The 21,733-nt window shown below is 47.0% G+C and carries 15 protein-coding genes; all 15 read right to left on the bottom strand.

The features are described from left to right. Positions 1 to 131: 131 nt before the first annotated feature. The 15 genes from ACFQ0C_RS12700 to ACFQ0C_RS12630 all read right to left on the bottom strand — a co-directional run bounded on the left by ACFQ0C_RS12700 (position 132) and on the right by ACFQ0C_RS12630 (position 21,643). Positions 132 to 2,693: a winged helix-turn-helix domain-containing protein gene (locus ACFQ0C_RS12700; protein WP_379367258.1), complete on the bottom strand. Its 2,562-nt coding sequence runs from the start codon at positions 2,691 to 2,693 to the stop codon at positions 132 to 134. A gap of 89 nt (positions 2,694 to 2,782) precedes the next feature. Continuing rightward, positions 2,783 to 2,959: a DUF3934 family protein gene (locus ACFQ0C_RS12695; protein ID WP_258217212.1), complete on the bottom strand. Its 177-nt coding sequence runs from the start codon at positions 2,957 to 2,959 to the stop codon at positions 2,783 to 2,785. Positions 2,960 to 3,157: 198 nt separating this feature from the next. Beyond that, positions 3,158 to 4,480: an MFS transporter gene (locus tag ACFQ0C_RS12690; RefSeq protein WP_379367256.1), complete on the bottom strand. Its 1,323-nt coding sequence runs from the start codon at positions 4,478 to 4,480 to the stop codon at positions 3,158 to 3,160. Further along, positions 4,467 to 6,095 (bottom strand): PEP-utilizing enzyme, encoded by a 1,629-nt coding sequence (locus tag ACFQ0C_RS12685; RefSeq protein ID WP_379367254.1) that lies wholly within the window; start codon positions 6,093 to 6,095, stop codon positions 4,467 to 4,469. The genes ACFQ0C_RS12690 and ACFQ0C_RS12685 overlap by 14 nt, the downstream gene beginning before the upstream one ends. Before the next feature lie 134 nt (positions 6,096 to 6,229). After that, entirely contained in the window at positions 6,230 to 7,129 is a 900-nt protein-coding gene (locus ACFQ0C_RS12680) for a PEP/pyruvate-binding domain-containing protein (RefSeq protein ID WP_379367251.1), read from the bottom strand. Between the two features lie 159 nt (positions 7,130 to 7,288). Beyond that, positions 7,289 to 9,265 carry a discoidin domain-containing protein gene (locus tag ACFQ0C_RS12675; protein WP_379367249.1) on the bottom strand — a complete coding sequence of 659 codons (1,977 nt, stop codon included), beginning with the start codon at positions 9,263 to 9,265 and terminating at the stop codon, positions 7,289 to 7,291. Positions 9,266 to 9,628: 363 nt separating this feature from the next. Beyond that, positions 9,629 to 11,128, bottom strand: coding sequence for a gamma-glutamyltransferase (gene ggt / locus ACFQ0C_RS12670; RefSeq protein WP_379367247.1), 1,500 nt, complete (start codon positions 11,126 to 11,128; stop codon positions 9,629 to 9,631). Further along, positions 11,037 to 12,017 (bottom strand): N-formylglutamate amidohydrolase, encoded by a 981-nt coding sequence (locus ACFQ0C_RS12665; RefSeq protein ID WP_379367245.1) that lies wholly within the window; start codon positions 12,015 to 12,017, stop codon positions 11,037 to 11,039. The genes ggt and ACFQ0C_RS12665 overlap by 92 nt, the downstream gene beginning before the upstream one ends. Further along, positions 12,004 to 13,026 carry an ABC transporter ATP-binding protein gene (locus ACFQ0C_RS12660; protein ID WP_379367331.1) on the bottom strand — a complete coding sequence of 341 codons (1,023 nt, stop codon included), beginning with the start codon at positions 13,024 to 13,026 and terminating at the stop codon, positions 12,004 to 12,006. The genes ACFQ0C_RS12665 and ACFQ0C_RS12660 overlap by 14 nt, the downstream gene beginning before the upstream one ends. Further along, positions 13,023 to 14,015 carry an ABC transporter ATP-binding protein gene (locus tag ACFQ0C_RS12655; RefSeq protein ID WP_379367243.1) on the bottom strand — a complete coding sequence of 331 codons (993 nt, stop codon included), beginning with the start codon at positions 14,013 to 14,015 and terminating at the stop codon, positions 13,023 to 13,025. The genes ACFQ0C_RS12660 and ACFQ0C_RS12655 overlap by 4 nt, the downstream gene beginning before the upstream one ends. A 6-nt stretch (positions 14,016 to 14,021) precedes the next feature. Then, the gene (locus ACFQ0C_RS12650) at positions 14,022 to 14,903 is read right to left on the bottom strand and encodes an ABC transporter permease (protein WP_379367241.1); all 882 of its coding nucleotides are present in this window, start codon (positions 14,901 to 14,903) and stop codon (positions 14,022 to 14,024) included. 23 nt (positions 14,904 to 14,926) lie between these two features. After that, on the bottom strand, positions 14,927 to 15,844 hold the full coding sequence (locus ACFQ0C_RS12645; RefSeq protein WP_379367239.1) for an ABC transporter permease: 918 nt from the start codon (positions 15,842 to 15,844) through the stop codon (positions 14,927 to 14,929). A 60-nt stretch (positions 15,845 to 15,904) separates the two neighbouring features. Beyond that, positions 15,905 to 17,485, bottom strand: a complete 1,581-nt coding sequence (locus ACFQ0C_RS12640) for an ABC transporter substrate-binding protein (protein ID WP_379367237.1) — start codon at positions 17,483 to 17,485, stop codon at positions 15,905 to 15,907. Positions 17,486 to 17,495: 10 nt separating this feature from the next. Then, positions 17,496 to 18,674 carry a M20 metallopeptidase family protein gene (locus tag ACFQ0C_RS12635; protein ID WP_379367235.1) on the bottom strand — a complete coding sequence of 393 codons (1,179 nt, stop codon included), beginning with the start codon at positions 18,672 to 18,674 and terminating at the stop codon, positions 17,496 to 17,498. A gap of 677 nt (positions 18,675 to 19,351) precedes the next feature. Then, entirely contained in the window at positions 19,352 to 21,643 is a 2,292-nt protein-coding gene (locus ACFQ0C_RS12630; RefSeq protein ID WP_379367233.1) for a helix-turn-helix domain-containing protein, read from the bottom strand. Positions 21,644 to 21,733 lie beyond the last annotated feature (90 nt).

The raw sequence follows: 21,733 nt of genomic DNA, 5'->3' as shown, positions 1-21,733 counted from the left end.
TTCGAAGCCCTTTCGATGTAGATACATTCGTGTCTAAGTTGTAGCTTTTCTTGCAATATCAGACTTCTTCAGCTCCGCTGAAAACATATAAAGTCTGATATTATCAAAAAAAGCCATCCAATGGATAGCTCTCATTCCAATATCTTCAATTCTTTGGCACATTGCAGTGCTTGCACTCGATTATTTACCCTGAGCTTTCTATACAGGTTTTTAATATGCGACTTCACCGTTTCACCTGAGATGTTCAGACTATGGGCTATTTCCTTGTTCGACAATCCATCCGCGACTAACAGTAAAACCCTCGTTTCCTGCTCAGTTAGTGCTTCTTTAACAGGCAAATCCTCTTTGGAAATAATGTTCAAAGCTTGAAGAAGCTGCTTCACATACGCTAAGGAAACCAAAGGAGTATTATTACGACTGTCTTGCACTCTCAAATATTCGGACAGCATATCCGCCATGATAGGTCCTTCATCAATAAAGCTGCGGATGTACCCCTCCGGTTCCGCCAAGTACAGAGCAGTCTCCAGCTTAGAGGAAGCAGCCTCCGTTTGTCCCATACGCATAAGCGCTACACTTTGCAAAATTAATACCTTGATTCGATCCCGGAGACGGTCTTCCTTAGTTAACAGACCATACATTCTCTCCAATAGCGGCAGCGCTTCTTCCATCCGTTCGCATTCCACAAGCACTCTGGCCAAAAATAGATGATCTGTCACCCGATTCAATGAAACCTCATCCTGTGGCTCCAGACCGCATCGCTGCAACCAATCATAAGCATATTGGAATGAGCCTTGCCTCAGAGATAGAAAGGCTTGTTCCGCCTCGATTCTCAACATAAATAATTCATAATCTGGAGAGTCAATCTGCAGCTTCAGTTGTTCCAACAGTTCCGAGGCTTGTTTGAAATTCCCTTTCGCTTGCTGAATCCTTGAGGCGCTGGCAGCAACTAGAATCAGTATCCTGGCAAAGGGCTGCATGTCCTTGCGTCCCAGCGCCTGAGTAATATATAGCTCCGCCTCATCCAATCGATTCCATTCGTACAGCAATTTACTATAAGAAGCATATAAGAAACCTATGAATGGATACTCTTTTTTATTCTCCCAATTTTTGATCCATTTTAATAGATAGTCATTTGCTGCATGAAGATCGTTAATTAACGCCAAATGATCATCAAATGAATCGTAGCCTTGGTATCTGTTGCGACCCATCGTTTGAAAGAAGCTGCCTTCCGACATATGTTGTTCTACCAATTCAAAATATTGAGATGTACTCTCCAAGTCCTTCTTAAGATAAGAGGTAACCGCGCAAAAAAAGTAAATATTCCCCATCACCCGGTTCCATTCCACTTCGGGCCATTTTTCCTGCAGCGCTTGAAACCGGATTTTGGCTTGCTCAACCCTTCTATACACCTCATCCCATTTGCCGACTCCCAGCAATACGGATATATAAAACATTTCAATCATAGGCTTCTCTACAAAAGAGTTTTCAGGTAAAACAGATACCCACCTGATCAATGCTATACTCTTGGACTGCACTAAGGTATGAAGATTTTTTTCGATCAATCGAACAGCATCCGCATACTTCTTCCCCTTTAAGTAATGCTCTACCGCCTCCTCATCAAATCCATGCTCCTCCAACCAATATGCAGCATCGCTATGAACTTGCAACCATTTATCCGGATATTTTCTGGACAATATTTGTTGTAAAAATTCAGTAAGCAGATGGTGATACCGATACCAGTTTCTGTGATCGTCTAAGGGGATAATAAACAAATTTTGTTGTTCCAATTTTTCCAATTGTTCTTGACTGTTCATTTGACCTGTTACGGCCTGACATAATGAGCGATTCATTCGGCTTAATATAGACGTTTCCAATAAAAAAGAACGCATGGGCTCCGGTTGGTGATGAAACACCTCTTCAAGCAAATAATCGGATATATGCTGCTGCTGACCGCTAAATTGTTTAATGGACTCGGCTATATTTTCACTGCGCTTTAGTGAGATCGCCACCAGCTGCAGCCCACTGATCCACCCCTCTGTCTGATGGAACAACTCGGCGACTTGCTCCTTTGATAGCAGTAAATCCGTAGTATCCCGAAAAAAGAGAAGCCCCTCATCCAATTGAAAACGCAAATCCTTCATAATAATTCGATGGAATTCACCTTTAGCCAGAAGTCGCGCAGTAGGAATCGTTAGCTCGATACGACTTGCAATATAAAAATGAATCCGGGGAGGCAAATGCTCAATCAGATAGAATAATGAATGATGAATAGCGGGAAGTTCAATCAAGTGATAATCGTCGAGAATGATCACCAGTTCGTCGGACAATTGGCTCAGCTCATTGAGTAACCCCGTAATTGCAGGCTCCAACGACTCTGAGGACAACGAAGGTCCATTTCCTAAAAGAGGCTCTAACGTTGTGCCAAAGCCCGGAACTCTCTCCTGAATAGAAGCTGTAATATAACTCCAAAACTGTATCCAATCATTATCCTGCTTATCTAGCGATACCCACGCCACAAGTGCATTGCACTGTTTAACCCATTCACTTAACACTGTTGTTTTTCCGTATCCGGCCTGCGCAGAAACAAGCGTCAGCTTGGCTTGCATCCCCTCATTAAGTTTGCTTATAAGCCTCGGCCTGGATACCAAAGTGTTGCGAATAGTAGGGATATGAAGTTTCGTAGTTACAATCATGGGGAAACTCCTCCGTAATTACATCATCAAGCCACTTATCGAGCAAGCCATGTTTCCTTCTGTTATGCAGGATTCAGGATTCCTTATATTCAGGATTTAGTTCCCTTGTTGCTACCGGTTGTTTTTGTGCCGTCCGTTTTTTTGGTACCCTTGCTGGTATAAGGTTTGGGAGAATTTTTGGCTCTGTTGGCACTAGCCTGCCATCGGTTCCAGCCCTTGCTGTCTGTTCCTCTACCTGTCCCGCCCTTGCCTTTAGCTTTACTCAAATTATCCACTCCGTTTTTGTTTATGAAAAAAAATATACCTCATCGCGCTCTATAAGTACAGAACAAGCTCAAAAACATTATTGTAAATAAACTTACCATTTACCTATATCATCCCTCTAAACACAACTTTTGTCCATCTTCTTGGCGTCACAAAATATCCCACAAGCGTTTCTCCAGCTGCTCGTGGGATATTAGAAATTAGCCCGCTCTTGCCCGCTCGCCCCGAATTTCAGCAAAACCGCGGGATAGCGGCAATCCGATTACCGCCATAACGATCAAAGCATAGAACAGCCAGTGATAGTCCAGCATCAGACTGACCATTACCGAAGCGGCCATTCCACCTATGTAACGAAAGGTTGAGAAGATTCCCGACGCCACACCGGACATTTCCTTGGGCACCGCTTGCATCGATGCAGCCTGCATAGAGGGCGTCCCGATCCCGGCTCCTATACCTCCTACAAGCAATACAACCGCTATATAAAGAAACGTCGGATAGTAATAAATCCCCAAAAACCCGATCACCGCCGCGCCCGAGATCAGGAAGGACAGCCCTACCAGCTTCTTCTTCCCAAGCTTCTCGGTCAAAGAACCTCCGAACCAAGAGCAGGCGGACATCGCTAATGAAAAAATGAACAGCAGAATCCCGACGGATTGTACTGAATAATGGTATGTCTTTTGCAGCAGAACAGGCATGACCAAAATCGTACTATACATAATGGCGTTGCTTAATAAAATAGCCAGGTTCGCACAGGTGAACATTCGGATTTTAAATAAAGTAAATTGGATCAACGGTTCCTTACAACGCAATTCTTGGCGGATAAACAGACCCACGGTAACAGCAAGTACAGCCATTGTCCACCAATTGAAATATTCAGGATGAGTGACGCTAAGGGTCAATACAGTTAACCCGATAATCAAATACACCGAGCCGAGATAATCCAAAGATACTTTAATGCTATTGCGAGTAGAGGGCAAATAGACGTAAGCGGCGACTACACTGAATAGTGCAAACGGAATGTTAATCCAGAATATGGAGGTCCATCCCAATGAACCTATTAGGACAGAACCAATTAAAGGACCTATGGCCGCGCCAAGTCCCATTAGCAGTCCGAACATTCCGAATGTCTGGGCCAGCTTTTCCTTCGGTACCACATCCCGAATCAGCGCGCTTGCATTCGGGGCTGCTATGGCTCCTCCAATCGCCTGAAGGGCCCGAAATATAATGAGCCAAATCAGATTAAACGAGAACATGCAGGCTGCGGCAGCAGCTAGAAACAGCAGCATACCTAACAGGAACATCGTCCGTTTTCCATGAATATCCCCTAATTTTCCGGCAATCGGTTGTAAAGCGGCCATAACGATCAAGTAGATCGTAATTACCCAAGAGGCTTGGGATAGCGGGACGCCAAGGGCATCCGCAATAGTTGGCAAGCCTACGGCAATCATGGTGGAGTTAACAGGAACCAGAAAGGTTCCTGTTAGAATAGATAATAAGACGAGCCGGTAATTAGAATTGGCCAAAATGGACAACTCCCTTAGTGCCGTCCACCGTCACTCTGTCCCCATCCTTTAAGACGGAGGTTGCAACCTTCGATCCTACGACAGCAGGAAGCTTGTATTCCCTCGCCACAGTTCCCGCATGTGAGAGAATTCCCCCGGCATCGGTAACGATAGCTCCTACGATAGAGAACAGCACCGTCCATGGTGGAGTTGTCGTTTTACACACAAGAACGTCTCCTTGCTGAATTTTGGCAAAATCCTCCTGGCTCCTGACAACTTTAACTGTCCCCGTGTAAGTGCCCTGGGAAGCGGCATAGCCGGTGAACGTCTGCTCCTTTTCCTGAATTCCAGGCGGCTTGCCTCCAAAAATACGCTCCAAGGCAGGGTCCATAGGCTGTTCTGGCGGCACCCCGTAGAACGGCGCGGCTTGCTTGCTTTTATTAGCTTCATGCTCGATTTTCCGCTGTTCGACTGTACCATGAAGCGGAACCGGAGCCGTCAATGCTTCCAACAGCTCGTCGAGATACAAATAGAAGATATCTTCCTTATTGGAGAATGTGCCCTCCTCCACAAGCAGCTCGCCGACCTTTAGCAGAAACAGTCTTGATTTGGCAGGCAGCATCGCGTCAATATAGAAGTGGTGGTCCTCATCCAAACCCCAGGAATCAAGCGCCCACTGATACATCATGATGAAGGTTTGCTTCAATTCGCCCTCAGGCATCTTGGCAAGGGCTTCTGCTGCTCTAGCTTCTCTTTCTTGTACAGTCTCGGCAAATTCACGGTCAAAATCATAGCTTTTCTGAGTATAAGCCGCAATAATGCGCAATGCATGCTCCGGATTCTCCACCCACGTTTCATCATTGAACTCATGGGAATTAGACGAGCGATATCCGTAGGTTTCCAGTACGGTTTGCAAGCGCTCAAGCAGCGCTCTACCATCCTCCGATTGCTCCAATACTGCCTTGTAGCCCGCGTCCGCAGGGTCGATAAAAGCAGCCCTCATAGCCGGCGACTGATTAGCTAAATCTGCCAGCCTCCACAGCTCTCTATCCGTTTCAAGCGATTTGTTCATTACGCCAGACAGCATATCGTAAATTACTGTCGTATTGGTCTCACCGGTCAATTGCCCATATAATTGCTCCAACACCATGAATGCAGAACGAGGCATAACAATTTCAAAATGAAGCTGCCAAGCTCGACGGTAGAAGTCGTGCAGCTCCTGAACCTTATCCTTCGCTTCTTCCAAAGTAAGCGTCTGATTCCGACAAGCATCCAGTTGACGGTAGAATGGCAAAAACTCGGCATCTACGTAATCCTGCAGCGTTTGTTTCAGAACAGGAAGTATGGGACCTACCGTTCCCTTATATTCCTCAAGTCTCTGGAGCGGATCTCCCGGATAAGGTACGGTATCCTGATAAATACGGCCGTCCGCCACCTTATATTTAAATTGGAGAAGCGGCATCTTCAAATTTTCAAAAGCAAGCTTCGTGCCTTCCGTAACCGCAGGTACCATAAAAGAGGCAAATAAGGGCGTTAACGCGTGGGCTAGATGAACTTCATCCTGAACCCAGAAGCTTTGTTTCTTGTCTTCCTCATTTAACATGATCGTGCTTTGAAATAAAGATGTAACTGTCATAAGCTTGAATATGCCTCCTTCGGGGATGGTGATTCCTGATTTATGAATGATTCAGGTGTTCCTTGTTCCTCCAAAAGTAATAGAAATAGGGCTTCTAAGGCTTACGTTGATTACTTATGAGGGATATTTATGCATTAAGCCGTAATAGGACGAGCTTGAAGTATGAAAACGCGGCTGTCTTTTACAGCAAACTCGATATCGACAGGCATATCGAAGAACGCTTCGATCTTGCGTGTCTCCTCCGCCAGCTCATCAATCTGCCGGTCAGACAGGCAAAAGCGATTTTGCTCCTCTTCCGTCGTTTCCATCTCCACCGTCTCTTTGGCTGCAGCAACGATTTTCATTTCCTTAAGGCCTAGCTCCTTTTGGATGCTGCCATCCGTCTTACCAACGTAATAGGCATCTGGGGTTACCAAGCCGGATACAATGGCCTCTCCCAATCCATAGCTGGCGTTTATAATAATTTCGTCCTTGTTCTTCGTCACCGGATTCATGCTGAATATAACTCCCGATACATCGGCCTGTACCATACGCTGTACCAGCACGCCCATGGGTAAACGGTTCATATTTACCCCAATGCTCTTTTGCAGCGCATACCCTCTCACACGAGCGGAGAACAAGGAAGCCCAGCAGCGCTTCAAACTTTCCAGCAGATGAGGCATATCGGTAACGTTCAAAATCGTTTCGTATTGTCCGGCGAACGATGCTTCCTCCAAATCCTCTGCCGAGGAGGAAGATCTTACAGCAACGGCTACTCTCCTCTCTTCACCCTTTAGCTGCTCAAAAGCCGCAACCACTTCATTACGCACCTCATCTGGAACCGCAGCCTGAATAAAACGGAGTTCAATATCTGACAACGATTCTTCAGGATTAAGTCCATTGTCTGCCAAAAAACGGTCCAACGCTTCAGAGGTAATGACAAATCCACCCGGAATGCTAATATTGTGACCTGTCAATTTAGCAAGCTGCAGCGCTTTTGAACCTATACGTCCCTTTTGCTCATGACAGGCCTCATTTAATGCGAGTGTATACATCCTCCGAATCACCTCTTTACAAAATATTCACATTCCATCTAAATATATCAAATTGCAGCCTTCAAATGTTAATTTTTTGTAAATATGGGTTCTGATAATGAACAAAAAAATCCCGCAACCAGTATAAGCGGTTGCCGGGATTTTTTTGTTCATTCCTAACTATTCAAACAAACGAATATCCTTCACTTTCACATAGCCGTTATCCGTTGAATAGAAGCGGATTTTGCTTGTCGCAACCGGAGTAAAGGTTTGTACGACCTTAGTGCTCGTATTGCCTGTGACGGAAGTACCGGGGATATCGACCCAGGCCGTGCCATTCCATGATTGCAGCTTAAAATTCGAAACAGCTTCGTTCGTGCCTTTACCGGTAGTAATTTCTGCACTCTTGACCGTGTAGCTTTGACCAAGGTTGATCTCAAGCCAATGCGGCCCCGCTGTATTGGCACTGATCCAGCGGGACTCATCCGCCACGACTCCGTCCACCGCTTGTGCAGCGGCATAGGTACTGTATGTGGAATCGACAGTAACTGTTTTTTTCAAGGCTACGTTCGGGCTCGTCCCGGCGATATAATGCGTCTTCATCTTCGTGGCCATGTTCTGCTGCCAGGCGATCATGTCCGATTTCAGCTGAACATCCGTACGTGTTCCGCTTCTGAGGTCGGTCATGAATTTATCGTATTCATCAAATGCCCAGTTCTCGATATCGAATGTGTAGTTCTGAATGCCGCCTTCGGCGTAGTAATTGCTCGTGGAACCAACTAAAGCAACTGTATCGATAGTGTGATCTGCGTTGCGCCCCCCACTGTAGCCCACAGCGTTGTCATCCGTGTAATTATACACGAGGTGGCGTTTGGCGTTAATCGCGAGGTACATATCATTCAATTCAGCAGGAACTGTACCCGTATACGGGAACAATGGAATGAATATGCCTACCGTTGGTTCGCCCAGGTTCACCCACATGGTGGTGAGCTTGCCGCCATAAGGATCGCCAATTTTATTACCGACGAGCACTGTACCAAAGGTTGAAACGAAACGGTTTATATGCCATCCGGTCGGTTTCTGACTGCCTGGAAGCTCACCGATATTTTTACTCAGCGTTTCCAAGTAATTGTCTGTCCCGAGCGCGTTGGAGCCGACATTTTTATGAATAAAATAACGATAATCCTTCTTGTAGGGATCATCCAGACGGATGCCTGTCCGGGTATGGCGCTTCACCGCGCTGGTTGAGAACTCCCAGTCATGTATACCATCCGGTGTATACACAGTATTGACGACGTTAGAATCCTCCTCTTGAGAATAAGGGTCGGTTTCCATAAGAATAGTTGTCGTCTGCTGATCGTAGAAATAAGGGAAGCCGTTCGGCTTAGACCAATTGACCTTACTGAAATTATTGCGCCAATCATAGCCGCTATAGGCGCCGTCAGCCGGGTTTGCTGTATCCTTATCATCATTATGCGCAGCGGTGTAATAGCCGTTAGCATCCTGTTGGTACTCCTGTGTTATGTTATCACGGGTAAAGCTATCGCCGTCAAATTCGAACACGGCCGCATTGCCGTTACGGTCAAATACACTGATCATAGCTGATGTATTACGTGCGAAGCTGCTATGGAACCCTCCCCCGTTGTTGGTATCCCTCAAAATCTGCTCAACCTCATCCACCGTTTCGGCACGGGACAAAATAACATGATTCAAATACCCGCCTGACATGCCATTCGTCAAATCCTGTGAAACCGAATATCCATGATCCGTTGCAAATTCAGAAGACAACGTATGCCCTGCCACCTGGACCAAGCCAAGTCCTTTGTCATTGGAGCCAGCCCACGGGATCGTTGTATTCGTGACCGAATCCTTGCCGGAATCGCCGTTAGCCGTCACTCCCATGTAACTGAAGCGTGCAGTGTAACGATCGCCGCTGCCGAAAGAGCTGCTATCGGCCGTAAAATAATACGGATACACCTGCCATCCATCCGGCGAGGACCAATGGTCGCGGTTCTTAAAAGCGACCGGTCGTCCGTCGATCGAGGAATTGCCGGTGCTGACCGCCATACTGGATGCCCACACACCTGCTTCAGCCGGCAGCAGTACAGCTAACGCCACCGATAGAGCCATAATCTTTGCAGCCCATTTCTTGTTCATTACATCGCCTCCTAAGATTTTTTGGCAGCAAAAAGCGCCGCGAAAGCATAAGCCACATTTTGCTAGAGCCTTGGAACTTCACACCCTGCTATTCCATAGTAAAATAAAGGTAATAGTTTTCAATCGACAATAATTTACCTCCAAACAAAAACTGTCAAAAACGACCCACCCTGTCTGTCCGTTTAAGCCGCTTGTCCGAACTGTTTACTAAAATTGGCTGGTGTACTATTGGGTACAACAAAAAATGACGGTTCAGTGACCGTCATTTTTTGACTTCTTTATTCATGATTGGGCTCGATGGCAGCTATTCACCTGCGCCCCGTGTTCTTAAACCGTAATTTTGTGCAGCGGCCTACAAGCATTTCATTGGTTAATCGTGCACTTGCCTTTTCTCCGTGGATCCGCAATTCCGTACATAGCCCCCTGCTCTCCAAGCACCATACCATGAATCCCACCAAACCGTATCGGCACCGGGTGATGCTGCAACCGGTAGCCCATTTGCAAAAGCTTATTTCTTTCCGCTTCTTCCAGATCTTCCTCCAAATAAATGAGCCTCTCATCCGAATAAAAACGGGGTAATCGGACTGCTTCCTCCAGACTCATCTTATTTTGCAGGAAACGAACGAGCAGCCGGGTAAGTATTGTCGGAACCCTGTTGCCTCCTGAGGAGCCAAAGGTGAAAAAGGGCTTGCCTTGTTTGAAAATAAGAGTTGGCGAAACATAGCTATGAGGTCTCTTCCCCGGTTCCGCTTTATTGGGCGAAGTCGGATCGGAAGCAAAATTCCGCATCTGATTATTCAGAAAAAAACCGCGCAAATAAACACCTGAGCCAAAAAAATCACTGACCGTGTTGGTTACGGATGCAATCATCCCCTGCTTGTCTACAACAACAAAATGAGTGGTGCTGTTGTAATCTTTAGGCACCTCTACCGGAGCATCTGACAGCCGGTAAGGATTCAGCTTGCGGGCAAGATTAATGGAATACTCCTGCGAGGTCATTTCTTCTGAGTGTATGGGGACAAAGCCCGGATCGCCCATAATAAGCTTCCGGTCATCAAAGCAGGCTTTAATAATATCGGCTATTAGGTGAACAAACTCAGCGCTTCGCTCCTTATATTGGCTGACCTTCAAATATTCCGCCATTTGCAATGCCTGAATAATGGTTATACCGGCTAACGGTGCCGGAGAACCAATAATATCATGTCCCGCAAACTGCCCGTATACGGGCGTCCTCTCCAGTACTTTATATTCCTGAAGATCGGTTAGAGACATCCCTTCGACAAGACGGACGATCTCTTCAGCCACAGCTCCCTCATAGAAATACCGGGAGCCTTGAGCTGCTATATGCTGTAAGGTATCCGCCAATTCCAGCTGAATTAAGAGCGAACCCGCCTTCAAGGGTTCTCCTTCAGGGAAAAAATGCGGCAAAGCGGAACGGTTCAAGTACGCAACCGTTGTTAATTGATGCTCCATAATGTCGCTTATGATGAACCCTTTTTCCGCTAGCTGGATGGCTGGCTGCAGCAGTACATTCCACGGCAAGGATCCCAGCTTGCGGTGCATCTCCTCCATGCCCTTCACAAAGCCTGAGACGCCGATTTCTTTAGTAGATACAATGCCTGAAGCCGGCAATACCTCTCTATAATCAAAGAAACGAGGGGCCCCCATCGATTCATGCTGAAGCAGTGTCGCTCCTCCACCCCCGATGCCTGAACCGTAGGGCTCCACGACACCTAACGCGAATGAAACGGCGACAGCCGCATCTATGGCATTACCACCTTGCTCTAAAATGGATATTCCTGCGTCTGTGGCCAGCGGATGCGCAGCGCTCACTCCGTATGATCCTTTGTTTTTGGCGTTCATTTTGTCTCACATCCTCCTTTATGCATTCGATAGCTTGGGTCAACCCTTTTACAATCCTGGAAAACGATTCAATATCGGTACGCGGACTGCGGTATTTCCCGTTGATTTCAATTTGAACGGCTTGAATTTTCAAGTGCCGAGCAGTGTGTGAGGTAACGGTGCCTGGACCTGTTGCGGCAAATGTATCATTCGATCGAACATCGCTCAGCCCATGCTTGCGCAGTTGTTCCGTTATGATATTCGCAGCAGGCTCCCGTAACGTTTTCCCGTACCGGCTACCGAGATCGATGTCAAACTCTCTTGTTGAAGATGCGCCGTGCAAATCAATCACAAACCGGATTCCATGCTTCTTGGACAGCCTCACCAATTCAGATTTGTAGACGCCGCCTTCAACAAAGTTAGGATCTTCATCATAGAGCTTTGTTGTAAACATCAGATGGCAATCGGTTAAGCTCTTTAGAATGAGGCCCAATGCACCCGTATACTCATCCATTTCCTTAACCCAATCGCCGCGCCGATGATTGACGGTATGCGGGCACGAGATCAAGATGGGGCAGCTGCCCGATTGATAGGCAAAAACAATATCGCCCATGACGCTGCCGTTATAATCATTCAATGCAAACGGAGCTTCCAATGCTTCGGCCCATTGCAGCAGCTGCGCATGTTCTAGTTCATGCTCCTGAGGCTCAATCGTCTGATCAGGTATATGCTCCTGCGTCTGAGATTCAAGCTCATACTCATGTTCACGCGTCTGATTATCTATCCCCTGCGCATCTTTATGCTCCTGCACCCGTGCCCCAAGCTCCGGCTTATGCTCATGAGTCTCCGTCTGCTCCTTCTCTCGTATCTCGGACTCGCACTCTTTATACTCCTGCTCATGCAAGGACATTCGCCAGCCCTCCTTGTTCCAGCGGATAGTGGCATGCAGCATAATGGCCTTCCGATATTCGAGCGAGCTCGGGCTGTTCGTTTCGGCATTTTTCCGTGGCATAAAGGCATCTTGGATGAAAGCGGCAGCCGGAAGGAGGATTAATTGCACTCGGTAAATCTCCTTCCAGCAAACCGGCTTTTTTAGCGCCTCTTAAGGTGGGGTCCGGAATCGGAACGGCCGCGAGCAGGCTTTCTGTATACGGATGTGCGGTATGCCCCATTAATTGAGCCGTAGGTGCGATTTCAACTACTTTGCCTAAGTACATAACCGCAATATGGTCACTAATATGCTTCACCGCCGGGATACCGTGGGCGATAAACACATAGGTCAACCGGAAATCCTTCTTCAATTTGGCCAGCAGATTAAGGATTTGCGCTTGAATCGAGACATCCAAAGCGGAAACGGGTTCATCGCATACGATCAGCTTCGGCTTTAGAGCCAGTGCCCTAGCAATGCCAATCCGCTGCCGCTGGCCTCCGCTGAATTCATGAGGATACCGGTTTGCATAAGAAGGATCAAGACCGACAGCCTCCAATAGCTCATGGACTTGTTTGCTTAATTCCTTCCGCCTAACGGCTCCATGAGTTCTTAGCGGCTCTGCAATTAGATCGAACACCTGCATGCGAGGGTTAAGCGACGAGTAGGGGTCCTGGAAAACCATCTGAAACTGTGCCCGCTTGCGCCTTAGCTGCTCTCCCTTCAGCGTATTCAGATCGACTCCCTCAAACATGACACTACCCTCAGTAGGCTCAAGCAGCCGCAAAATCAAATTGCCCAACGTGGACTTCCCGCACCCGGATTCCCCCACAATGCCTAAAGTTTCACCCGCATAAATACGCAGGTCAACCCCATCCACCGCTTTAAGCTGCTGCTTCGGAGCAAACCACCCCTCACTGCCGATATCGAAGTATTTTTTAACGCCTTTTAATTCCAGCAATAGGTTATCTTCTCCATAGGTAGCCGTCATCCGCTTGCTGCCTCCTTCGTCTCTGCGTAAAGCCAGCATTTAACTTCCTCACGTTCCGACATGCTGATAGCCGGGGGTGAGGATTGGCGGCATAGGTCCATTGCGCTAGGACAGCGCGGATGAAACCGGCAGCCCACAGGCATTTGCAGCGGGTTCGGAACAGAACCCTCGATGCTTTCCAACTGCTCGGATAGCCTGTGAATCTTAGGCGTGCTATTAAGGAGTCCGAGCGTATAAGGATGCTTGGGGGCGGAAAATAAGCTGAATACATCGGATTGCTCCACCAATTGACCTGCATACATAACCATGACACGGTCGGCAACCTCCGCTACGACCCCAAGGTCATGCGTAATGAGAAGAATTGTTGTATCGTTGAGCTCTTTTAAAGATTTCAATATTTCTAAAATTTGTGCTTGTATGGTTACATCGAGTGCTGTTGTCGGTTCGTCCGCAATAATAAGCTTAGGCCGGCACGCGATCGCCATCGCAATCATAACCCGCTGTCTCATGCCTCCGCTCAAGGAGTGAGGGAAAGAATGATATATCCGCTCGGAGTGCGGAATTCCGACCTGCTTGAGCAACTCGATCACGCGCTGCTTGGCGGCGTCTTTGCTTATTTTTTCATGAATGAGAATCGTTTCTCTGATCTGGTAGCCAACTGTAAACACAGGGTTTAGCGAGGTCAGCGGTTCTTGGAATATCATGGCGATATTGTTGCCGCGAATTGTCCTCATTTCCTTTTTGGACAGCTTCAATAAATCGTTTCCTTCAAACCGGATGCTGCCGTTAACTATTTTTCCGGAAGAACCAAGAAGCCCCATGATAGATAACGAGGTGACACTTTTCCCGCATCCGGATTCGCCTACGATAGCCACCGTTTCTCCTCTATTGACAGAAAAGGAGACTCCGTCCACAGACGCCACAATTCCACCATCCGTGAAGAAGCAGGTCTTCAAATCTTCCACTTTCAGCAGCGTATTTTGATCCATGGTTCTTCACTCCTTTGCGTATTTCTGGCCCTGAGAACGTGGATCCAGAAGATCCCTCAGCCAATCCCCAAGCATAATAATACCTAACACCGTCATGGTAATAGCTACCCCCGGGAATGTCGCTACCCACCAGCTGGTAGACAAATACGTACGCCCCGAGCTGAGCATTCCTCCCCATGAAACAGCTGGGGGTTGAATACCAAGCCCCAGAAAGCTTAGGGAAGCTTCGGCAATAATGGTGCCTGCCACATTCAGCGTAGCAATAACGATAAATGAAGAAAAAACATTGGGCAGCAAATGCCGGATCATTATCATACGGTCACGCACTCCAATAGAATGGGCCGCTTTGACGAATTCACGCTCTTTGATACTAAGCACCTCGCCACGCGTTACACGGGCATAAGAAACCCAATTCGTCACCCCTAACACGACAATGAGCGTAGTCATACTAGGCCCCAATACACCCAGAACAACTAAGGTAAATAAGATATGCGGAATCGCGAGAAACGAATCGACCACTCTCATAATAAGATTATCGATAAATCCTCCATAAAAACCGGAAATCAAGCCCAAAACGAGACCGATAGCTCCGGCAACTACAACCGCACTGATTCCAACCAACAAAGAAACCCGTGAGCCATACATGATGCGGCTTAACATATCTCTTCCCAAGTTATCTGTTCCTAATATATGTTGACTCATTCCCCCACTAAGCCACGCCGGCGGTTTTAATATAGCCGAAGGGTTGATTTTGGCCGGATCGTATGGAGCAAGCCACGGGGCAAAAACAGCAATCAAAACCAATAGACTGACGATCATCAAACCAAGGGTCCCCGTTTTACTGCGAAGTAAAAGCGACATCCCGCGTTTAAAGCCATTTGTTTTCATATGAATCGCTCTTTCCTTCGTTTTTATTGGTACTTGATTCTCGGATCCAACCATTTATAAACGATATCCGCTAGCAAATTGGAAATAATGACGACCAACGTAATAATAAACACCGCCGCTTCAACGATAGCCATATCTTTGCGGCTTACCGCCTGCACCAGCAATTGACCGAGACCAGGCCAGGAAAATACCGTTTCTGTAATCAAGGCACCGCCTATAAGCGATGAGGCCTGCATAGCGATGATGGTCACCACCGGAATTAACGCATTGCGAAAAGCGTGCCTGTATATGACTAGCATTTCGATCAGGCCCTTGCTTCTTGCCGTACGGATATATTCCTGCTGCAATATTTCGAGCATGGCCGATCTAATCAAGCGTGTGATCTGCGCAGCGACTCCAAAGCCTAATGTAACCGCCGGGAGCACCAGATGCTCGAAAGATCCTCTTCCTGAAACCGGCAGCATACGAAGCTCCACCGAAAAAAGCAGAATCAGCATAATACCGAACCAGAAGTTAGGCATCGCTTTTCCCAATACGGCAAAACCGCTGATGATCACGTCCAGCCATTTGTTTTTGTGGGTAGCGGACCAAATTCCAAACGGAACTGCAATCAAAATGGCGATCCCCATGGAAGCTACCGCAAGCTCAAAGGTAGCCGGCAGCCTCTCCAGCACGAAGGGCAAAGCCTCTTGACCATAATAGTAGGACTTGCCAAAATTGCCGTGAAGCACACCCCAAAGAAAAGTCGCGTACTGGATGTAGAAGGGGCGGTCCAAATGAAGCGCTTCCCGAAGGGCTTGCCGGTCTTCTTCCGTCGCCGTTTCAGGCAGCATCAGCAGTACCGGGTCTCCTGTTAAATACAGCAGAGAATAAACAATAAAGGTGATTATGAACAGAACGGGTATGATTTGCAGAAGTCTTTTGGCGATGTAACCTTTCATAATACCTCCCCCGTAATTAAAAGAGCCGGGAAGGATAACCCCGGCCCTTGTGACTGGTTCTTACTTTTTGGTAATATCAGGAACGTAAATCATTTCATCGGTTCTAGGCTTGAAGTTGATTGTCTTCTTGGCTCCATACAGCCCCTGCTCCGAGTACAAATAAATATGCGGTCTTTCTTCGGCCACAATTTTTTGAATCCGTTGGTACTGAGCCGTCCGGTCTTTAGGGTTCATATTGATAAGAGCAGCTTTTAGCAGGTCATCGACTTCTTGATTGCTGTAAGTCAATTCTGTCTTGGCCTTTTCCGTACGGTATACATCCAGCGCCGTATCCGCATCGAAGAGTGAATTGCCATAGGAAGCAAGGAACAGCTCCTTGTTTTTACCGGCGTTACGCATTTCCGTAAATTTCGATCTCTCCATAAGCTCCAAGTTCACTTTAATCCCGACTTCCCCGAGCATCGCCTGGATCATTTCGGAAACTTCCTTATCCTTGGTATACACTCCGGTAGGCGAAGATAACGTAAGGGTCAGTCCGTTGGCATATCCGGCTTCCTTCAGTAGCTGCTTAGCCTTGTCAGGATCATAAAGCGAAGTATTGAATAAGGACGGCTCTGCTCCAAAATTACCTGGAGTAACACGCGTGCGAGTCGGTGTGGCATATCCTCCCAAAACGGTTTCGGTGAGCGCCTTCTTGTTAATGGCTAAATCGATAGCCTCGCGTACCTTAGGGTTCTCCGTCGGCATCCCTTTGGCAGAACGGACAGCGAGCAGTCCTACACGGTTCGAGGTTGCTTTGATCATCGTTGTTTTATCATTGGCGTTTACGACACTAACCAAATTGGATGGAAGATTGGCAACGATATCCACTCCGCCTGCAAGCAGCTCGTTCACACGACTCGAGTCCTCAGGAATTTTGCGGAATACGACCCGATCCCAGTCTTTCACACGGCCTTCAAAATATTTATCATATGCATCAAGTACAACACGGTCGTCGCGTATCCATTCCACAAACTTAAACGGTCCTGTACCGATTGGATTAGAAAGGAAATATTCGAAGCCGTTTTTCTCGATGTATGTTTTTGGGAGCATACCGGAGCCGATCCGCGATAAACGGTTGAGCAGTGCTGGCTGAGGGCCGTCCGTCAAAATTTGAAAGTTCGTTTCATCGATGATTTTGACCTCTTTAATCTGTTTATAGTTCGGATTTTCCTTAAGCCCCTTATCTTTGGCTACCCGCTCCAGCGTATATTTCACGTCAGCGGACGTAAACGGGTCTCCGTTATGAAAGGTGACTCCTTTTCTAAGCTTAAACTCCCACGTAGTATCATCAATAACCTTATAGCTTTCCACCAAATCAGGCTTGATTTCCAAATCGGAATTGCGCTTGAACAAATAGCTGAACATATTGATATGAACGGCTTCGGTCAAAATGGTGTTGTGATTATGGATATCAAAGGAAACGACGTCTGTCGGCATGCCGATCGTCAATATTTTACTGCTTTTGTCACTGCCCTTGTCGGGATTGGCTGTTTTACTGTCAGTAGAGCCCGAAGGCTTGGAACAGCCGACCAATACTAAGATTACACAGCATAGGATTAACAAACGATGCAGCCATATTTTGTTTTTCTTGTTTAACATGCTTTGCCCCCTAATTAGAATGATGATCCAAATATTTCAAAGCGAGTTGTGCAAGCATTGCCGATCCGACTGGGAGCGCATCCTCATCCAAATCAAATAACGGATGATGCAGCGGATGAATGAAGCCTTTTTCCTCATTACGGACCCCCAGCCGAAAAAATAGACCAGGCACCTGTTCAGCGTAGTAGGAGAAATCCTCCCCGCCCATAGAAGGCTTCAGCTTCAAGGTTGTCTGTCCAAGAACATCCTTGACTGTCTCTTCCAACAAAGGAATGAGGGACGGATCGTTCACTACCGATGGATAGCCATTCCAGTAGTTCAGCTTGTAGCTGGCGCCAAAGCTTTGGCATATACCATTTACAATTTGCTCCAATAACACTGGAACGGCTGCCTGCGTCTCCCGGTCCAAGGTTCGGACCGTTCCTTCCAGCGTTACGGAGGGAGCGATCACATTGCGCGTATATCCTCCGGCAATCTTACCGACCGTTACCACAACGGGCGATAGCGGGTCGGTCATTCGGCTCGCTATCTGCTGTAAAGCAGTAAGAACCTGAGCCGTAACCGTCACGGCATCCACTGCTTGGTGGGGATGCGCCGCATGGCCGCCTCTGCCATGGATCACTAAATCGAACCGGTCTGAGAATGCGGTACAAGCCCCAGGGCAAACGCCTATAGTACCTGTTGATAAGCTCGGATAGACGTGCAGGCCAATAACCGCATCCACCTTGGGATGCTCCAGCACGCCGTCTGCTATCATAGCTTTGGCTCCTGCAAGCCCTTCCTCCGCCGGCTGGAATATGAGCTTTATACGGCCGTGGGGAATTCCGTTTTTCTTAAGCAGTGCAGCTGCTCCCAGCAGGATAGTTGTATGAGCGTCATGACCGCACAGATGTGCTTTGCCCGGTATCGCTGATGCATAGCTAACCTCTTTCTCATCCTGGATCGGAAGAGCATCCATGTCTGCTCTCAGCATAATGGTAGGACCGTCCTGCTCTCCGTGCATCACTGCAACCACGCCTGTTTGTGCAATGGTTTTCAGCTCGCTTATGCCCATTTCACCCAGCTTCTTCTTAACGAATTCAGAGGTCCGTTGTTCCTCAAAACCAAGCTCCGGATGCTGATGAAGATCCCTTCGCCAATCGGTCAGCTGCTCTGCCAACTGCTGCGCATTTGCTAAAATGCCTCTCAAGCTTTCGCCCCCCTGCCTGTTTATTGTGTCAGCGTTGATGAATTCATCTTAGAATGTCAGATTTCCCGCGGCAACTGACAATAATTTACCCTCGTTTGGCCGGCATCCCATCTGGGATGAAAACACGCCGTTACTTAGGCTGCAACCATTATGTCCGCCACTTTTTTCACCGATAAAATCATGTTGAAAAAATATGACGGTCGGTAAAAGACCCCTTATGAACTCAGCTCTTTCAGATTTAAGCTTAACGAGCTCTAATGAACAGGTTAACCTCTTTTTTACGTTAGATTTTCTTCCATAAACATACAAATTTATACTTGCTAGAACTCTCTGGAAACCTCTGCCTTCCGGACAATATGATCTACAGTATGATCTACAGTATGATCTACAGTATGATCTACAGTGTGGCGTACCGTAACCGTAATAGCACGTTGCATCTAAGGAATCGAGAAGAATAACGGAAGTCCTTTTTCCCCTATCCCCCGGAAAGCACAAAAAACAGAGAAAAACGGAACAGCTCGTTCCTGTATCTCTCTGTTTTGCACATGAATACGCATATTCGCCACACATAACGGAAATCCGCCTTCCGCTATCGCCTTATTTTCAATACGATAGATGGAATAACGGAACTTTCCGTTCCGTTCAATTCCCTCAAGGCTCACAACAGCGAGCCAAGATTATTTCTTCTGCTGCACACGATAATTGGCTGGGGTTGTACTCGTTACATTTTTGAAAACACGCCCAAAGGTTCTTTCCGTATATCCCACTGCTTCAGCAATTTCAGACACGGATAAATTAGTATTAAGCAGCAGCTGCTTCGCTTTTTCTATTTTCAGATTAGCCGTAAATTGCACGAAGCTTTGCCCGTTTAACTTTTTGAATAACCGGCTCAAGTACGAGGGGTTTAAACCAAACTGTTCGGCAATGGACGTTAAAGAATGGATTTGCGTGACCGTTTCGTACAAATGCTCCTTAATCGCTTCAATCGTCTGTCTTCCTTTATTATCATTCATCAGATCCATGGTCCTGAATACTTCCGGGAATAAAGCGGACTTGAACCACTCCAGAAGCTCTTCCATCGTAATCCAGCAGGGCGGATCCGCCAAGTCCCATTTAATGGAAAGTTCTTGTCCGCCAGAAGCTTCGTCTACTACACGAACGATGGAAAGGTAAAGGGTATAGGCCGTCTTAATCACCGTATGTGAATTTGCATGAGCATCCAGTGCCTGCGCAAAAATCTCATCGAAATACTGGAGACATTCCTCCTGATTGTTTTGCTTCAGCTCCCGAATCAATAAGCTCTCCAATTGGTAGGGATAATGATAGCTGAACTTTTGATTGATATCCCCCACTGTAATGACGCTGCCCAAGCCTAACACTAGCCGTTCCCGCAAGCATTCTCTGGATTCATAGTAGGAATGATGGATGCCCTCTCTTAAGGAATAAGCATTCCCGATGCCGATCGACACGGTTAATTTCAAATAATTGCTGACCGCGTTTTGGATGGACTCCGCAACCAGTGAGCCCATACCGGTTAATTGGCGTTCCTTAGTATGAAGCGGCGCACTGCATAGTACAATGATATGCTTCATATCGAGTGAAGGCAGCACATGGCCATCCATATGATTATGCCGTAATATTTCCTCGCACAGATTGGTAAGGGCAAAAAATTGCAGCGACGGCTCATCCTGAGTAAAGTTTGAGTCAGACGCTTGCGATTCCGGTTCCACGACCAAGGTCCAATATTTATTGCGTTCATTCAAAGACTGTTCTTTTATAAAAGAGGCCAAATATTCCGGAGCGGATTGTGCAAACGAGCCATGAAGCAGCCGAAACAGCGCCAGTTCTTTGACGGAAATACTCTGTTTGCCATTTCGCTCCTGCAGCAGGATCAGCTCCACCTCCGTTTGCCGTTGGCCTTCCTTCAATATATTCCATTCATCTGGAAACCTGCCTCGATTGGGAGGCACCCCTTGCTTGAAGGTATGTCCCATGCCTCGAATCAATCGTACAACAGGCATATACATATAAAAATAGCCAGGCGGCAGCAGCACGATAGCGGCAATCACCACATACAACACAAGGAATGCTGTAAACCTGAAAATATCAGACTTATAGGAGAAAAAGGATCGGTTGGGAAAACGAAGCACTGTCACCCACTCTGTTGATGAGGACCTGCTGAATGCAGTAAACGTATCCGTCGAGCGCTCCATGATGTACCCTGTATGATCGGATGAATCCAGAATATCTTTGAGCATTCTTTGTTTATCCGTTTCCAAAAACCGGCCCAGCATAGCTTTATTTTCAGAAGAAATGATTTTTCCTGACTCACTGACTACGAGAGCTTCATGAGGAATGTCAGCCTGGGTTGGTTTAATGATGGCCTGGATCGCACGCTCTCTAATATGGATAGCCAAATAGGCTTGAGGAAAATTCGATTGCACTGGCAGAGGCTGAAAAAATGAGATCACATCTTCGTTCGATTGCTGTTTCGTATACAACCATAACGCCTTACGCAGCGCCTCAACGGTTTGATATAAACGAACGGTTTCATCCGAGATAGATGTCGAAGTAATAATTCCATTAGTACTGGAGATAAGCATATTCGAGCCGGGTAAATATAAATCGGCGCTATAAATGTTCTTAATGTTTTTGGAATAGGCGATCAATTTCTGTTGGATTTGAGAAACCTTACTGTTGTGCTGCTCCAGATCTTTGGCATAAATGGTTTGCAGGATCTCCTGATCCATTAGGATACCGGACGCGCTCTTCACAATGGTTTCCAGCTCCCCATCCAGCTGCGCGGTCAAAAGCTCGGCAATCTTCACCTGATCTTCAATATGGTTGCCGTCAAATGCGTCAGCTACGTATTTGTAGCTAAGTAAGGAAATCAGCAAGGCCGCTGCCATAACAGCAACGAGGGATACAATGACTGTCTTTATAAAATATTGTCCGATAAACAGCTTCATGATGTCCCCTCCTCGTCATTAATTAAATATTGTAACATTAAATCCAACCTCTGTATGCAGCAGCTTCTGTCCTCCGGTTCTCCAAACAAT

This window comes from Paenibacillus sp. GCM10027630, from assembly GCF_042676305.1.
Taxonomy (GTDB): Bacteria; Bacillota; Bacilli; order Paenibacillales; family NBRC-103111; genus Paenibacillus_S.
The sequence above is the reverse complement of the archived record's forward strand: the minus strand, read 5'-3'. Positions and strand labels throughout refer to the sequence as shown.

Coding starts and splice junctions, on each gene's coding strand:
- ACFQ0C_RS12700 (WP_379367258.1), bottom strand. CDS start 2,693: ATGATTGTAACTACGAAACTTCATATCCCTACTATTCGCAACACTTTG.
- ACFQ0C_RS12685 (WP_379367254.1), bottom strand. CDS start 6,095: ATGACAGTTACATCTTTATTTCAAAGCACGATCATGTTAAATGAGGAA.
- ACFQ0C_RS12680 (WP_379367251.1), bottom strand. CDS start 7,129: ATGTATACACTCGCATTAAATGAGGCCTGTCATGAGCAAAAGGGACGT.
- ACFQ0C_RS12675 (WP_379367249.1), bottom strand. CDS start 9,265: ATGAACAAGAAATGGGCTGCAAAGATTATGGCTCTATCGGTGGCGTTA.
- ggt (WP_379367247.1), bottom strand. CDS start 11,128: ATGAACGCCAAAAACAAAGGATCATACGGAGTGAGCGCTGCGCATCCG.
- ACFQ0C_RS12665 (WP_379367245.1), bottom strand. CDS start 12,017: ATGTCCTTGCATGAGCAGGAGTATAAAGAGTGCGAGTCCGAGATACGA.
- ACFQ0C_RS12660 (WP_379367331.1), bottom strand. CDS start 13,026: ATGACGGCTACCTATGGAGAAGATAACCTATTGCTGGAATTAAAAGGC.
- ACFQ0C_RS12655 (WP_379367243.1), bottom strand. CDS start 14,015: ATGGATCAAAATACGCTGCTGAAAGTGGAAGATTTGAAGACCTGCTTC.
- ACFQ0C_RS12650 (WP_379367241.1), bottom strand. CDS start 14,903: ATGAAAACAAATGGCTTTAAACGCGGGATGTCGCTTTTACTTCGCAGT.
- ACFQ0C_RS12645 (WP_379367239.1), bottom strand. CDS start 15,844: ATGAAAGGTTACATCGCCAAAAGACTTCTGCAAATCATACCCGTTCTG.
- ACFQ0C_RS12640 (WP_379367237.1), bottom strand. CDS start 17,485: ATGTTAAACAAGAAAAACAAAATATGGCTGCATCGTTTGTTAATCCTA.
- ACFQ0C_RS12630 (WP_379367233.1), bottom strand. CDS start 21,643: ATGAAGCTGTTTATCGGACAATATTTTATAAAGACAGTCATTGTATCC.